The 14,227-nt window shown below is 56.7% G+C and carries 18 protein-coding genes; 8 read left to right on the top strand and 10 right to left on the bottom strand.

The window, feature by feature from the left end; translation table 11 throughout:
• The 4 genes from rsmG to ACEW8J_RS00805 all read right to left on the bottom strand — a co-directional run.
• Positions 1-529 (bottom strand): 16S rRNA (guanine(527)-N(7))-methyltransferase RsmG (rsmG, locus tag ACEW8J_RS00820; protein WP_373489731.1); only part of this gene is annotated, 529 nt, incomplete at its 3' end.
• Positions 526-2,391 carry a tRNA uridine-5-carboxymethylaminomethyl(34) synthesis enzyme MnmG gene (gene mnmG / locus ACEW8J_RS00815; RefSeq protein ID WP_373489730.1) on the bottom strand — a complete coding sequence of 622 codons (1,866 nt, stop codon included), beginning with the start codon at positions 2,389-2,391 and terminating at the stop codon, positions 526-528. The genes mnmG and rsmG, both read right to left, overlap by 4 nt.
• Positions 2,392-2,465: 74 nt before the next feature.
• The gene (gene mnmE / locus ACEW8J_RS00810; protein WP_373489729.1) at positions 2,466-3,761 is read right to left on the bottom strand and encodes a tRNA uridine-5-carboxymethylaminomethyl(34) synthesis GTPase MnmE; all 1,296 of its coding nucleotides are present in this window, start codon (positions 3,759-3,761) and stop codon (positions 2,466-2,468) included.
• Positions 3,762-3,779: 18 nt separating this feature from the next.
• Positions 3,780-4,052: a DUF6489 family protein gene (locus ACEW8J_RS00805; protein WP_373489728.1), complete on the bottom strand. Its 273-nt coding sequence runs from the start codon at positions 4,050-4,052 to the stop codon at positions 3,780-3,782.
• 133 nt (positions 4,053-4,185) lie between these two features.
• Here ACEW8J_RS00805 and ACEW8J_RS00800 point away from each other — a divergent pair, with 133 nt between their 5' ends.
• Both ACEW8J_RS00800 and ACEW8J_RS00795 read left to right on the top strand, forming a co-directional pair.
• Positions 4,186-4,884 (top strand): dienelactone hydrolase family protein, encoded by a 699-nt coding sequence (locus tag ACEW8J_RS00800; protein WP_373489733.1) that lies wholly within the window; start codon positions 4,186-4,188, stop codon positions 4,882-4,884.
• The gene (locus ACEW8J_RS00795; protein WP_373489727.1) at positions 4,881-5,282 is read left to right on the top strand and encodes a nuclear transport factor 2 family protein; all 402 of its coding nucleotides are present in this window, start codon (positions 4,881-4,883) and stop codon (positions 5,280-5,282) included. The genes ACEW8J_RS00800 and ACEW8J_RS00795 overlap by 4 nt, the downstream gene beginning before the upstream one ends.
• Positions 5,283-5,332: 50 nt before the next feature.
• Here ACEW8J_RS00795 and ACEW8J_RS00790 read toward each other — a convergent pair whose 3' ends face one another.
• The 6 genes from ACEW8J_RS00790 to hemE all read right to left on the bottom strand — a co-directional run bounded on the left by ACEW8J_RS00790 (position 5,333) and on the right by hemE (position 9,676).
• A complete protein-coding gene (locus ACEW8J_RS00790) occupies positions 5,333-5,713 on the bottom strand; it encodes a hypothetical protein (RefSeq protein WP_373489726.1) in 381 nt (126 codons plus the stop codon).
• Positions 5,714-5,747: 34 nt separating this feature from the next.
• Positions 5,748-6,476: a YjbE family putative metal transport protein gene (locus ACEW8J_RS00785; protein WP_373489725.1), complete on the bottom strand. Its 729-nt coding sequence runs from the start codon at positions 6,474-6,476 to the stop codon at positions 5,748-5,750.
• Positions 6,469-6,768 carry an antibiotic biosynthesis monooxygenase gene (locus ACEW8J_RS00780; protein WP_373489724.1) on the bottom strand — a complete coding sequence of 100 codons (300 nt, stop codon included), beginning with the start codon at positions 6,766-6,768 and terminating at the stop codon, positions 6,469-6,471. Before ACEW8J_RS00780 ends, ACEW8J_RS00785 begins: the two co-directional genes overlap by 8 nt.
• A gap of 13 nt (positions 6,769-6,781) precedes the next feature.
• Positions 6,782-8,038 (bottom strand): transcription termination factor Rho, encoded by a 1,257-nt coding sequence (gene rho, locus ACEW8J_RS00775; protein ID WP_373489723.1) that lies wholly within the window; start codon positions 8,036-8,038, stop codon positions 6,782-6,784.
• 145 nt (positions 8,039-8,183) lie between these two features.
• Entirely contained in the window at positions 8,184-8,627 is a 444-nt protein-coding gene (locus ACEW8J_RS00770) for a CopD family protein (protein ID WP_373489722.1), read from the bottom strand.
• Positions 8,624-9,676: a uroporphyrinogen decarboxylase gene (gene hemE / locus ACEW8J_RS00765; protein ID WP_373489721.1), complete on the bottom strand. Its 1,053-nt coding sequence runs from the start codon at positions 9,674-9,676 to the stop codon at positions 8,624-8,626. Before hemE ends, ACEW8J_RS00770 begins: the two co-directional genes overlap by 4 nt.
• Positions 9,677-9,958: 282 nt before the next feature.
• Here hemE and ACEW8J_RS00760 point away from each other — a divergent pair, with 282 nt between their 5' ends.
• From ACEW8J_RS00760 to hpf, 6 genes are read left to right on the top strand one after another with little or no spacing between them, the layout of a single operon-like run.
• Positions 9,959-10,804, top strand: coding sequence for a pyruvate, water dikinase regulatory protein (locus ACEW8J_RS00760; protein WP_373489720.1), 846 nt, complete (start codon positions 9,959-9,961; stop codon positions 10,802-10,804).
• Positions 10,797-11,402 carry a nucleoside triphosphate pyrophosphatase gene (locus ACEW8J_RS00755; RefSeq protein ID WP_373489719.1) on the top strand — a complete coding sequence of 202 codons (606 nt, stop codon included), beginning with the start codon at positions 10,797-10,799 and terminating at the stop codon, positions 11,400-11,402. The genes ACEW8J_RS00760 and ACEW8J_RS00755 overlap by 8 nt, the downstream gene beginning before the upstream one ends.
• A complete protein-coding gene (aroE, locus tag ACEW8J_RS00750) occupies positions 11,399-12,217 on the top strand; it encodes a shikimate dehydrogenase (RefSeq protein WP_373489718.1) in 819 nt (272 codons plus the stop codon). Before ACEW8J_RS00755 ends, aroE begins: the two co-directional genes overlap by 4 nt.
• Positions 12,217-12,822, top strand: a complete 606-nt coding sequence (coaE, locus tag ACEW8J_RS00745; RefSeq protein WP_373489717.1) for a dephospho-CoA kinase — start codon at positions 12,217-12,219, stop codon at positions 12,820-12,822. The genes aroE and coaE overlap by 1 nt, the downstream gene beginning before the upstream one ends.
• A gap of 27 nt (positions 12,823-12,849) precedes the next feature.
• A complete protein-coding gene (gene dnaQ, locus ACEW8J_RS00740) occupies positions 12,850-13,548 on the top strand; it encodes a DNA polymerase III subunit epsilon (RefSeq protein ID WP_373489716.1) in 699 nt (232 codons plus the stop codon).
• 47 nt (positions 13,549-13,595) lie between these two features.
• A complete protein-coding gene (hpf, locus tag ACEW8J_RS00735) occupies positions 13,596-14,168 on the top strand; it encodes a ribosome hibernation-promoting factor, HPF/YfiA family (protein ID WP_373489715.1) in 573 nt (190 codons plus the stop codon).
• The last annotated feature ends 59 nt before the right edge of the window (positions 14,169-14,227 follow it).

Here is a 14,227-nt window from a genome sequence, read left to right as displayed (position 1 = left end):
TCAACTCCCTTACCGCATTTTTACCCTTTGGTAAGAGCCAAACCGTCTTTTCTGTGGAAAAGCGGTGCGAAAGTGCGATGAGCCGATCCAGCGGGGCAAAGGCGCGCGCGCTGATAATATCAGCCGGGAAGCTTTCTATATCCTCGAGCCGATCCGCGATGACCTCAGCATGATCACCGATGCCGGTCTGCTCGACCACCGCATTGAGAAACTCCGCTCGCCGTTTACGAGATTCAACCATTTTCACCTGATAGGGCGTCAGCATGGCGATCACGATTCCCGGAAAGCCCGCGCCGGTACCCAGATCAAGCCATATTTTTCCCGCATCGGCAATGGGCGCATAGAGCAACAGTTGCGCGCTGTCGACAATATGGCGGCCCCACAGTTGATCGGCACTGGTCCTGGAGATCAGATTCTGGCGCTCCATTTCTCCCCGTAACATCAAAATAAAATGTTCGAGACGGTCCCATGTTTCACGTGAAACATCAAATTCTGCGCGGAGCCACGCCTGCGCTTCTACTTCCGTCATGCCGCCAGCGTCTTCGGGTCCCGGCGCCGGGCGTGAACCCGGATTGCCGCCAGCGCTGCAGGGGTTATCCCCCGGATTCGCGATGCGGCCGCGAGGCTGTCTGGCCGCGCCATTGTCAGGCGCTCGACCATTTCATTGGAAAGCCCCGCGATGACAGCATAGTCCAGATGCTCTCCCAGACATATTTGCTCATTGGCGCGGAGATCACGCAGTTCCGATTCCTGCCGTTCCAGATAGGGGGCGTAGCGCGCATCCTCCTCTATTTCCAGTATCAGGTCGCGATCATCGCTTGCCAATAATGCCTCCAATCCCTCCAGTGACGCGATCGTGATATTGGGAAAGCGCAGCCATTCGAACAAGCTTTGGCGGGTGCCGTCGCGGCGCACATTGATGCCCTGTTTCAATAGATCTTCGCTGGAATAGACTCGGTCCAAGGCCGCGAGGATTACGCTTCTCGCTTGCTGTCGCTCACTGAACCAGTCGGCCCGCGCCGGCGATACGCAACCCAAGGCCAAGGCGGTGGGGGTCAATCGGGTGGAAGCATTGTCGGCACGCAAGCGCAGTCGATATTCGGCGCGCGCCGTCAGCATACGATATGGTTCGGTCACGCCTTGCAGCACGAGATCATCGATCATCACCGCCATATAGCTGGTGCTTCGGTCCAGCACCGGCGCATCCTTGCCCTGCACCGCACAAGCGGCGCCGATACCTGCGATCAGTCCCTGCGCGGCCGCTTCTTCATAGCCGGTTGTGCCATTGATCTGGCCAGCACAATAGAGGCCTTCGAGATCGCTGACCTTGAGCGACCGGTCGAGGGCTCGGGGGTCAATATGATCATATTCCACGGCATAGCCCGGGACTATTATCTCGGCTGTCTCCAGTCCTTCCATACTGCGCACGAAAGCCAGCTGAACATCAGCCGGAAGCGAGGTGCTGATGCCATTGGGATAGACCAGATGGCTATCGAGTCCTTCCGGCTCGAGAAAGACCCGATGCGAATCCCGATCGGCAAAGCGGTGAATCTTGTCTTCAATCGACGGGCAATAGCGCGGACCCTGCGCATCAATCGCGCCGCTAAACAAGGGCGAGCGATCGAGCGACGCTCGGATGATATCGTGGGTCGCGACATTGGTTCGACTCACAGCGCAAAAAGTCTGCGGTACCGTCCGCCCTGGCGACAAAGGCGACATCGTCCAGTCATCTTCATCCGAGGGCTGTTCGGGCAAGGCCGCCCAGTTGATCGTCCGCGCGTCGAGGCGCGGTGGTGTTCCGGTTTTCAGCCGGGCGATTGGCAGACCGGCATCGCGGATTTGCTGACCGAGAGAGACCGAGGCGGCCTCCCCGGTACGCCCCCCGGCAACCGTATCTTCGCCGCGAAACAGTTTGCCATTGAGAAACGTTCCGGTCGCCAGGATCACCGCCCGGGCTTGAATGGCAGATCCGTCGGCCATGCGGATTCCAGAGACATGCGTTCCGGACAGCAGCAGGCTGGCTACTTCCCCTTCGATTATCGTCAGACCCTGCTGCGCGTCGAGCATGCGCTGGATAGCCGTCTTGTACAGCTTGCGGTCGGCCTGAACCCTGGGGCCCTGCACTGCCGTGCCCTTGGAAAGATTGAGCATACGATAATGAATCGCCGCGGCATCGGCCGCTCGTCCGATCAATCCGTCAAATGCATCGACCTCGCGGACCAGATGGCCCTTGCCGAGACCGCCAATGGCGGGATTGCAGGACATCGCCCCGATACTGTCACGCGTGAAGCTGATCAGGGCGGTCGATGCACCCATGCGCGCGGCAACCGCGGCGGCCTCGCAACCGGCATGGCCTCCGCCGACCACGATGATATCAAAATTGCTTTCCATAGCGCGGCCCATAGCGGAAGCGGCTTTCAAGGTCAAAATCTACCGGTGTGCAGGTGCTGTTTCACGTGGAACAATCATTTGCCAATGCAGAATTTTCCGAACAGACCGTCGAGCATATCTTCTGTGCTTGCCTTGCCGGTTATCTCGTCGAGCGCCTTGCGGGCCATCCGCAGATGTTCGGCGACGATCAGAAAATCGGGTTGGTCGATCATCGATGCCAGACTGTCGCAAGCGATCATCAGCCGCCCCGCCTGCCTGGCGTTCACGCTGATCTGGTCGCCATCGGGCAACAGGTTCTGCGCCCGCGCGACCAGATAGTCGACCAGTCTATCCATGCCCTGACCCGTGACCGCCGAGAGAATGAACGCGTCCTCGCCCTTCGATTCATGCTCAGGATCATCGCAGCGGGAACTGATTTCGACGAGAATGTCCGAACGCGGTCCCTGCCCTTCCGGGCCCAGCCACAGAATGATATCGGCGAGGGCAAATTGCTGTCGCGCCCGGTCGATGCCAATTTGTTCAATTGTCTCAGCGCCACTTTCCCGCACACCAGCGGTATCGATGAAGAGAAACGGGATCCCGGCCAACGCAATCGGCACCTCAATAACATCGCGGGTGGTTCCGGCTATATCCGACACGATCGCTGCTTCGCGTTCTACCAGTGCATTGAGCAGGGTCGACTTGCCACTGTTCGGAGGACCCCCAAGAACCACCCTGATGCCCTCGCGCAGCTTCTCCGCCCGCGGGCGCTTCAACAGGTCGCGCATCTCTCGAACCAGCGGCCGTGCCGCCTGATCAACCATTGCCGCTTGCGCCGGGGCCACATCATCCTCGTCGGAAAAATCCAGCTCCGCTTCTACCTGCGCTGACAGTTGCAATATCCGCTGCTGCCAGTCGTCTACCTTTCGCGACAACGCGCCACCCGCATTGCGCACCGCAGCTTTGCGCTGGAATTCGGTCTCGGCGAAGAGCAAATCCGACAGGCCCTCGGCTTCCGCCAGGTCCATTTTGCCATGGATGAAAGACCGGCGGGTAAATTCACCCGGCTCCGCCCGCCGCGCCCCACCAATCTGTTCGAGCGCCCGTTCTATGGAACGGATAACGGCGCGGCCGCCATGGCAATGAATTTCGGCAAGATCCTCACCGGTGGCGCTGTTCGGTCCTGCAAACCAAAGGCACAATCCTTGATCAAGCAATTCACCACTAACCATATCGGTAATATTGCAAAGCGTTGCGACCCGCTGTTTTGGTAAATAACCCGTCAAAAGCTGGAGCGCCTGACCAGCCGCAGGTCCGCTGATCCGCAGGATTCCTATCGCAGCCGGCGGCTGCCCGCTGGACAAAGCGAAAATGGTGTCATCAACGGTCATGGTCGGGGTAAGCGGGGGCTAATCGGACTTTTTCTTCGGAGAAGATGATTTTCCGCCGTTCGACGCAGCGCCCATCGCACCGGTCAGGAAAGAGGAAAACATCTTCAACCCCGCCTCGCCCATCGGCGCGATGATCTTGGTGAAATTCTGCAATTGCTCTACCGAATTGGCACCCTGCAGGAATTTCGACATTTCCTGGACGTAGCTTTCATTAAGCTTTGCGACATCGGGCAAACCAATCAATCGGCGCGCCTCTTCCGGCGTGCAATCCAGTTCAACGGTGACTTTCATAGTGTCTTCCTCTGTTTGACCGTTGCAGCGAAGTTCCCTCCCTCACCCAACAGGCTGATGTTCGACCTTGCCTGTGGCTGATATGGGGATATTGTGACCCAAGAATCAAGTGATGATGCAAAGGAGCTGGAAAATGGGCGTGATGGAACAAGTGAAAACATTGAGCGGAGACGCAGAATTCCCCTGCTATATCGCCAGGCCCGATGGAGAGGCCAGCGCGGCAATCATCGTCATCCAGGAAATATTCGGTGTCAACAAAGGGATAAAGGCTAAATGCGATCATTGGGCCAGCCTGGGCTATCTGGCGATCGCGCCAGACCTGTTCTGGCGGATCAACGAAGGTACCGACCTTGATGCCGATGTCCAGGAAGAGTTCCAGACCGCGCTGGATCTGATGGGAAAATTTGATCAGGACAAGGGAATCCGAGACATCGAGGCGAGCATTCATCTTGCCCAGACCGAAATAGGCAGCCACAAGGTCGGCTGCGTTGGCTATTGCCTCGGCGGCCGGCTCGCGTTCATGACCGCCTGCCGCACCGATATCCGGGCATCGGTCGGCTATTATGGCGTGGGCATTGATGGCTTGCTTGGCGAGAAACATGCGATTGCCCATGAAGTGATGCTGCATATCCCTGCCGCTGACGGATTTGTCCCTGCCGACGCCCAGGCCGCCATGCACGCCGGTCTGGATGATCATCCCAAGGTACTCCTGCATGACTATGAAGGTCTCGACCATGGCTTTGCCGCGGAGTTCGGCGACAGGCGCAATGACACAGCCGCGCGTCTGGCCGATCGCCGTACCGAGGAATTTTTCGCCGAGCATCTGGCGTGAGCGCCCAGGGCAATCTGAAAATCTGGCACGACCATTTCAAGGACAAGAATGGAACCACCCTTCGTGACCAAGTCGCTGACGATGCCGTCTTCCATTCACCGGTCGTGCATACGCCTCAGTCCGGAAAAGCCCTGGTCGTCGCCTATCTCAGCGCCGCCGACCAGGTGTTGGCCAATGACAGCTTCCGCTATGTCCGCGAGATTGTCGATGACGGCGCCAATATGGCGATGCTGGAATTTGAACTCGAACTGGACGGCGTTCACGTCAACGGCGTCGATATCATCAGCTGGAATGACGCGGGAAAGATTCAGGACTTCAAGGTGATGGTGCGACCGCTCAAGGCGATCAACAAGGTCTGGGAAGAAATGGGCAAGATGCTGGAGACGATGAAGGGCTAGATTCGGCCGATCAGCTGGAAGCAGGATAATCAAGCTGGTCCTTCTCTTGCTCAACCCGATGGCAGCGGAACATCCAGTAGCTGCTCTTCCGATTTAGCCTGCCGACGAAAATAGCAGGATCGACCGTAAATCGGTACCGGCACCATTAATAACATGCAAAAAAGCAGCGTTATCGCGGCTTTCACGGGATTGCGTTTGAAAAAGCCCGATCGGTATCTGGTAGAATCAAAATAGCCTTGCCTGTCAAACAAGGCCATCGTGTGATTCAACTGCGAATAGGGTACACCCACTGTCAAACCGCCAAGCGCCAGAGTGATCGGATCGACAGAGGCGTGATACCTGCCTCTCGAATGGAACATTATCCCGTTCTCGATCAGCAAGGATTCGAAAATCAATAATTCTGGCAGGCTGTAGAAAACAGCAACTTCCACCAAATCATCCTTGGGGACCAGAGGGTCTGCTGGGCTAGCCAAACAACGTCAGCACGCCAATTGTCTGCTCATCCCCCAACAGACCCGAATAGATCATCTTGCCGGCGACATAGACGATCACCGCCAGACCCACATAGGCGATCCACTTGTAGCGCTCGATATATTTGGCGATCACATTGGCGGCCAGACCCATTAGCGCGACCGACAGTAGCAGCCCGATGACCAGGATCCCGGGATGGTCGCGCGCCGCACCGGCGACACCGAGCACATTATCCAGGCTCATCGACACGTCGGCTGCGGTTACGCCCCAGACGGCAGCCCAGAACGTCTTCTTGGCCTTCACACCGCTTTGTTCGTCGCCAATGATTTCCGCCGACCCGGGAGATTGTCCTTCGCGGAAGATCTGCCGGTAGAAATTCCAGCCCACCCAGAGCAGCAGCAGACCGCCAGCCAGCACCAGACCAACGATCTGCAACAGCTGGACCACGATCAGCGCGAACAATATGCGCAGGATCAGCGCTGCACCGATCCCGATCAGGATGACCTTGCGCCTCTGCTCCGCCGGCAGGCCGCCGGCCAGAGCGCCCACGACAATCGCGTTGTCAGCGGCAAAGACGAGATCGATCAGGATCACCTGACCAAAAGCGGCGAGCGCCGCCGGCGAGCCGATATTGGAGAAATCATGGACAATTGCCGCCCAGATATCAGCCAGCGAGCCCAGGCCAGGAGTGGTGGCAGCAAATAGGGAAAGAAGTTCAATCATGGAAAATTGATCGTCCGTAATAGTTCACGACCGGCATAGGGTCATAGAAATGATGAAGCAAGGCACGCCAATGCGGATAGTCCGGAGATTGTCGAAAACCGTCCCGGTGCGATTCAATCCGATCCCACCCGATCAGTAGGAGATAAATTTCCGGATCATCGCAAGACGGACGGACTTCAATCGACAGGAAACCCTGCTGCACGGTGACGAGCGGCCTGGCTTTTGCCATCGCCGTTTCGAATGCCGCCGCCTGGCCTGGCCGGACGCGCAAAACAGCGTGCTCGACAATCACCGGACGGCCCGGTTTACTGATTCATGCTGTCGAAGAAGTCGTCGTTGGACTTGGAGTCCTTCATCTTGTCGAGCAGGAATTCCATCGCGTCGATCGTACCCATCTGCATGAGAATGCGGCGCAGGACCCACATTTTCTTGAGTTTCTCGTCCTCGACCAGCAGTTCTTCCTTGCGGGTACCGGATTTGCCGACATCGAGCGCAGGGAAGATCCGCTTGTCGGAAACCTTGCGATCCAGCACGATTTCCGAGTTGCCGGTGCCCTTGAATTCTTCAAAGATCACTTCGTCCATCCGGCTGCCGGTATCGATCAGCGCAGTGGCAATGATCGACAGCGAGCCGCCTTCCTCGATGTTTCGCGCGGCACCGAAAAAACGCTTCGGGCGTTGCAGCGCATTGGCGTCAACACCACCGGTCAGCACCTTGCCCGAGCTTGGCACCACGGTGTTATAGGCGCGGCCCAGACGGGTGATCGAGTCGAGCAGGATAACCACATCAGGCTTGTGTTCGACCAGCCGCTTGGCTTTCTCGATCACCATTTCGGCGACCTGCACGTGGCGGGTGGCGGGCTCGTCAAAGGTCGAGCTGATCACTTCGCCCTTCACCGACCGCTGCATGTCGGTCACTTCTTCCGGACGCTCGTCGATCAGCAAAACCATCAGATAGACTTCCGGATGATTGTCGGTGATCGCCTTGGCAATATTCTGCAGCAATACGGTCTTGCCGGTCCGCGGCGGCGCAACGATCAAGGCGCGCTGGCCCTTGCCCTGCGGCGAGATGATATCGATCACGCGAGCGGACTTGTCTTTCTCGGTCGGGTCGAGACTGTCGAGCGTGAGCTTCTCATCGGGATAGAGAGGTGTCAGATTGTCAAAATTCACCCGGTGACGAACCGCATCGGGATCATCGAAATTGATCGAGATCAGCTTGGTCAGTGCAAAATAGCGTTCGCCATCGCGCGGGGCCCGGATTTCGCCTTCGACCGTATCGCCGGTACGCAGGCCGAATTTCCGTACCTGGTTGGGAGAGACGTAAATGTCGTCGGGTCCAGCGAGATAATTCGCGTCCGCGGAGCGGAGAAAGCCAAAACCATCGGTCAACACTTCAATCGTGCCGACACCCATGATCTGTTCGTCATTGTCCGCCAGCTCTTTCAGGATCGCGAACATCAAATCCTGCTTGCGCAGGGTGGACGCACCCTCGACGCCCAGCTCCTCAGCCATTGAGACCAGGTCAGCGGGCGATTTTTGTTTCAATTCTTTTAAATGCATGGAGTTTTATCCAGATATGTCAGGAGATTATTCATTCATTTCGCATGCGCGCAGCCTGATGCTGTCTTCGATTCACATGAAAATTAACCCGGACGGGCTTTGACGTTTAATTACGCCTTTGTCATTTCACTGTCAACCAGACCGATCAAAATGGTTTGATGATCACCAGAATGACGATGAGTGCCGCCGCGATTCCTGGCACTTCATTGATCAGCCGCAAGGACTTGTCGGTCATTGTCCGCTCGCCCCTGGCCAATTTTTTTCCGTAGCCGATCATCCAGCCATGATAGCCGCTGAGCAACAGCACCACGAACAATTTGGCGTGGAGCCAGCCATCACTGAAGGCGCTGATATTATAAGCCAGCAGCAGCCCCAGCAGCCAGGTGATGATCAATGACGGGTTGAGAATGATCTTGCGCAGCTTGGCTTCGCGATCGATCCATTTGCGATCCTCGTCCGATCCGACAGCGCATTCCTGATGATAGACGAAAAAGCGGGGCATCATGAACAATCCCGCCATCCAGAAAATGACGAAAATGATATGGGCCGCTTTTAACCAGAGATAGAGCATGGATAGAATTTCATTCATTGCCTCACAAGTGTAAGCAGCTTTTCAACATGTTCAATGGGCGTGTCCGGTAATATTCCGTGGCCGAGATTGAAAATATGCGGCCGATCTTCAAATATTTGCAGAATATGACGGACGGAAGTTTCCAGCGCTTCGCCACCAGCAATCAGGGCCAGCGGATCGAGATTGCCTTGCAGGGGAAGATCTGCCGGCAGATTTTTGTGCGCCCAGACAGGATCAATCGTTTCATCCAGTCCAATGGCGCTGGCGCCGGTTTCGCTGGCATAAGCAATTAATTTGGCACCGGCTCCCTTGGGAAAGCCAATGATCGGCAGATCGGGATGGACGGCTTTCAGACGCGAAATAATATCCGCGTTGGGCGCGATCACCCATTTTTCAAATTGTGCTGGTGACAACGATCCGGCCCAGCTGTCGAACAATTGCACGGCGTCGACACCCGCCTTGATCTGGCCGAGCAGATAGGTGACCGTGTTGTCGACAATCGCGTTGATCAGTTCGGAAAAAGCGGCTTCATCCTGATAGGCAAAACGGCGCGTCGCGGCTTGGTCCTTGCTGCCCTGGCCATTGACCATATAAGTCGCGATGGTCCACGGACTGCCGGCAAAGCCCATGAAGGTCGTCTCATCACCGAGCTGCGCGGCGACATTGCGAACCGTTGCATATATCGCCTCAAAATGCTCAGGAGCCCGCTCCAGAGAGGCCAAAGACGCGTCCAGCAACTTTGGTGCCAGTCGGGGTCCTTCTCCTGCCTCAAACCAGAGCTTCTGGCCCATCGCATGCGGAACGATCAAAATGTCCGAGAATAGAATTGCTCCATCAAAACCAAAGCGCTTGATCGGCTGGATAGTGACCTCCGCCGCTGCCTCGGCATCATAGCAAAGCTCCAGAAACCCGCCCTTCTGCGCCCGCAATTCCCGATATTCCGGCAAGTAGCGGCCTGCCTGACGCATCAGCCAGACCGGCGTCTGTTCGGTTTTCTTGCCGAGCAATGTCTGGAGCAAAATTTTCTGCGGTTCGGTTCCGTTCGGCATAGAGCGATGGTCATCCATTATATTATCTTAGTAGTTATTATAGATTGTTGTTGATGATAGAGCGTGGAAAAGGCGGTAACCTGCCAGCGCCGTAAATACAAACAGATTGACAGTTCGAGGTTAACGCAAATTAAACCGATTCTGAAATTCCATCCCCGCTATCCACAGACTGTGGATCGAATCGATCAATGTTGGTTCGCTGTGGATGGAATTGCCGGAATCGGGGATGGATGTCGCGCAACTACTTATCCCCGCTTTCATCCCTTGCTTTATCCCCTCTGAAATCACAAAGCTTAGCGCATGAACAGGCTCCACCTTCATCTGCTCTCTGATTCAACCGGGGAGACTCTGGAAAATATTGCCAAAGCGGCGCTGGCCCAGTTTGACGGGGTCGAGATTATCAAGCATTTCTGGCCTATGGTCCGCTCGGAAAAGCATCTCAACCGGATATTGAGCGAAGTGGCGGACAATCCGGGGCTGGTGATATTCACCATCGTCAATCGCGACATCAGATCAAAGCTGGAACGCGAATGCCGGCATCTGGGCCTGCCGTCGGTTCCGGCGCTTGATACCGTGACCGATGCCTTGTCCAACATGCTCGGACAGGAAGCCAAGGCTCGACCGGGCCGCCAGCACATCTTGGATGCCGCCTATTTTGCCAGGGTCGAGGCGATCCAGTTCACCATCGCCCATGATGATGGCGTGGGGTGGGAAAATTGGGAAGAAGCCGATATCGTGCTTGCCGGCGTGTCGAGAACCTCGAAAACACCCACGTCCATCTATCTCGCCAATCGCGGCTACAAGACCGCCAATATTCCCATCGTGCCGGAATCGCCCCCGCCCGATTCGCTCTATCACCTCAAAAATCCGCTGGTTGTCGGTCTGATCACCGGCGCATCGCGGTTGGTGCAGGTCAGGCGCAACCGTTTGCTCTCACTGAATCAAGCCCCGGAAACCGATTATGTCAATGAAGAGAAGGTCAAGGAAGAAACCCAATATGCTCGCCGGATGTTCGCCGACAACGGTTGGCCGATGATCGATGTGACCCGGCGGTCGATCGAGGAATCGGCCGCGGCCATTATCAATCTCTACAACGAGCGTCACGGCGGCGTTGGCGATTTGCGGCAGATCGCCGGCGATGACTGAGGCGCGCCTGATTCTGGCGTCCAACAGCAAGGCGCGACTGGCCATGCTGACCGCTGCCGGTGTTGCCGTCGAGGCGATATCACCCAATGTCGACGAAGATGCGCTCAAGGACGGGTTGAAGAGCGAAGGCGTGACTGCCCGCAATCTCGCCGATGCTCTGGCAGAAGCCAAGGCGGTCCGGCTATCGCAACGGATCAGCGATGCGATGGTCCTGGGAGCCGATCAGGTCCTGGCGCTGGAAGATGGCCGGATGCTCGACAAGCCGTCCGATCCTGGCGAGGCGATGGCACAATTGAAACTGATGGCCGGCAAAAAGCACAAGCTGATCAGCGCGGCGGTGATTGCGGAACAGGGGACGCCGCTATGGCGGCATATCGATATTGCGACCCTGTCGGTGCGTCCCCTGAGCGACTCATTCATCGAGCAATATGTCGAATCAGAATGGGACAATATCCGGCACTGCGTCGGTTGCTATGAAATAGAGGGCAGGGGCGCGCAGCTATTTTCCGCGATTACCGGCAGTCAGTTCACGATCATGGGGCTGCCGTTGATTCCGGTGCTGGACTATCTTCGCGTCCGGGCTATTTTGCCGTCATGACCAAAGACATGCCCTATGCCGAGGTGATCGGTGATCCGATTGCCCACAGCAAATCTCCCATGATCCACAAATTCTGGCTCGACCGGCTGGCGATGGAGGCCGACTATCGCGCCTTCCTCGTCACTCCTGTCGAATTGTCCGGCTATATTGATCAAAGACAAGCAGATCCGGCGTGGCGCGGCTGCAATGTGACGATACCGCATAAAATTGCCATGCTCGATCTGGTCGCCGATCCAGGCGGCGTTCGTCAGAAAATCGGGGCGATGAACACCGTCGTCCGGCAGGCTGATGGCAGCCTGATCGGCACGAACACCGATGCCGCCGGTTTTCTGGCGCCGATTGCCGACAGCGACTGGTCCGGAAAACATGCGATTCTGATCGGCGCGGGGGGTGCGGCACGGGCCGTCATATTCGCTCTCAAACAGGCAGGGATTGGTGAAATCACGATCATCGCGCGGAGCGGTCTGAAGGCATCGGGCCTGTTGATGCAATCGTCGGTCAAGGGCAGCATATTGCCGATGGACGCACGGCTACCGGAGGCTGACCTGCTGATCAACGCCAGCCCGCTCGGGATGACCGGTCAACCGCCGCTCGCGGTGGATCTTGCTCCCTTGCCGACCGATGCACTGGTCTATGATCTTGTCTATGCGCCGCTGGAAACCGGACTTCTGCGTGCCGCCAAAAAGCGGGACCTGGCGGTGGTCGATGGCCTCGACATGCTGATCGGCCAGGCCGCCCTGGCGTTCGAGCTGTTTTTCGGCGCCACGCCGCCGATGGAACATGATGACGAACTCAGAAAATTGCTGGTCGCCTGATGAAACGGGACCGGCCATTTATCATCGGTCTGACCGGCTCGATCGGGATGGGAAAATCCACCGTCGCGCAGATGTTCGTCGACGAAGGCGTCCCGCTGTTCGATGCGGATGCCGCTGTCCATCAATTGCAGGGTCCGGACGGTGCGCTTGTCAATGAAATCGAAGCTCTGTTTCCGGGTAGTACGACCCGAGACGGGGTAGACCGGCAGAAACTGGGGGCAGCGGTGCTCGGTGATCCGGCCGCCCTGCAGCAGCTCGAACAGCTGATTCATCCGGCAGTGCAGGAAATGCGTAAGGATTTTCTCGAAACATTTTCCGACCGACCGCTGATCCTGTTCGATATCCCGCTGCTGTTTGAAAAAGGCGGTAGTGAAGGTGTCGACCATATCGTCGTAGTATCGGCGGGTGCCGACCATCAACGGCGCCGCGTTCTCAAGCGTCCGGGCATGAGCGAGGAGCGGTTCGAACAGATAAAGGCGCTGCAAATGCCGGATGCGCACAAGCAGCAACGGGCCGATTCGGTGATCGATACATCCTTGCCCCTCGCAGAAACCCGTCGGGAGGTGCAAAATCTTGTCCGAAAACTGAAAGCTTCCCTTGCGTAACCCAATATTCAGTCCGATATCATGCTTATGCGCGAAATAATTTTCGACACCGAAACAACCGGATTTGATCCCCAGAATGGTGACCGGATGGTGGAAATCGGCTGTATCGAAATGATTGATCGAGTGGAAACCGGCCAGACCTTTCACAGCTATTATAATCCCGAGCGCGCGATGCCCCAAGCGGCCGAGAATGTGCATGGACTTTCGGACATGTTCTTGTCCGACAAAAAGTTCTTTGCCGCAGGAGCCGAAGAGCTGCTGGACTTTCTGGGCGATGCCAAGCTTGTCGCCCATAATGCGCAGTTTGATTTCAATTTTCTCAATGCTGAACTGGTCCTCTGCGGTTACCAGCCGATCTCCCGTTTTCGCATGATTGACACATTGGCGATCGCCAAATCAAAGCATCCCGGCGCAAAATTGTCGCTCGACGCCTTGTGCTCGCGTTACGGTATCGATCGCAGCCACCGGGTGAAACATGGCGCGCTGCTGGATGCCGAATTGCTGACCCAGCTTTATATAGAGCTGACCGGCGGCCGCCAGATCGGTCTCGGCTTGGCAGAAAATGGACCCCGTCACGACCCCATTGCCAGCCTGCGATCCATATCACAGCAGGTAGAGCGTAAAATATTCATAGCCGCGCGTGAGCATCATGCGAATGCAGACGAACTGGCCCGGCACAGGGATTTTATCGAGGGCATTGAAAACCCTCTCTGGACGAAGATGTAACTGTATCGCTGTTTTTGCGTTGGTGCAGAAAGCAAAGGAGAATGGAAATGGAAGTTCGTGTTTCAGGACATCAGGTTGACACCGGCGATGCGTTGCAAACCCATGCCGACGATCGGATGAATGCGATTGCCAAAAAATATTTTGCCAAGGCCATATCCGCCAATGTCACCGTCAGCAAAGCACCGCACGCCCATTTCAGATGCGATATTGTGACGCATGTGATGCAGGGCCTGATGCTGAAAGCGGATGCCGAAGCAGGCGATGCCCATCAGGCGTTCGAACAGGCTGCGGACAAGATTGAAAAACAGCTGCGGCGCTATATGCGCCGGTTGAACGACCATCATGTTCAGGCGCAATATGCCGCGAAGCAGGAAGAGGCGGCCTATCGGGTTTTCGAATCCTACGAGGAGGAAGAAGAAAGTGAAATGAACGGCGAGGCGCCTCCGATCATCGCCGAAACCAGCACCGATATTCCCGAAGCCAGCGTTTCCAACGCGGTGATGATGATGGATTTGCGCAATACCAGCGCGCTTCTGTTCAAAAACTCTGGCACTGGCGCCCATAATATGGTTTATCGCCGTTCCGACGGCACGATTGGCTGGGTAGAGCCCCATAGCTGATAGCGCCGCATCGCTCCGGACGGCTGGATCGCGGAACGTTCTGACGGTCGTTCCGGCGC

The organism is Parasphingorhabdus sp. (assembly GCF_041748495.1).
In the GTDB taxonomy this organism is placed as follows: Bacteria; Pseudomonadota; Alphaproteobacteria; order Sphingomonadales; family Sphingomonadaceae; genus Parasphingorhabdus.
This window is presented reverse-complemented; position numbering and strand designations above follow the sequence as displayed.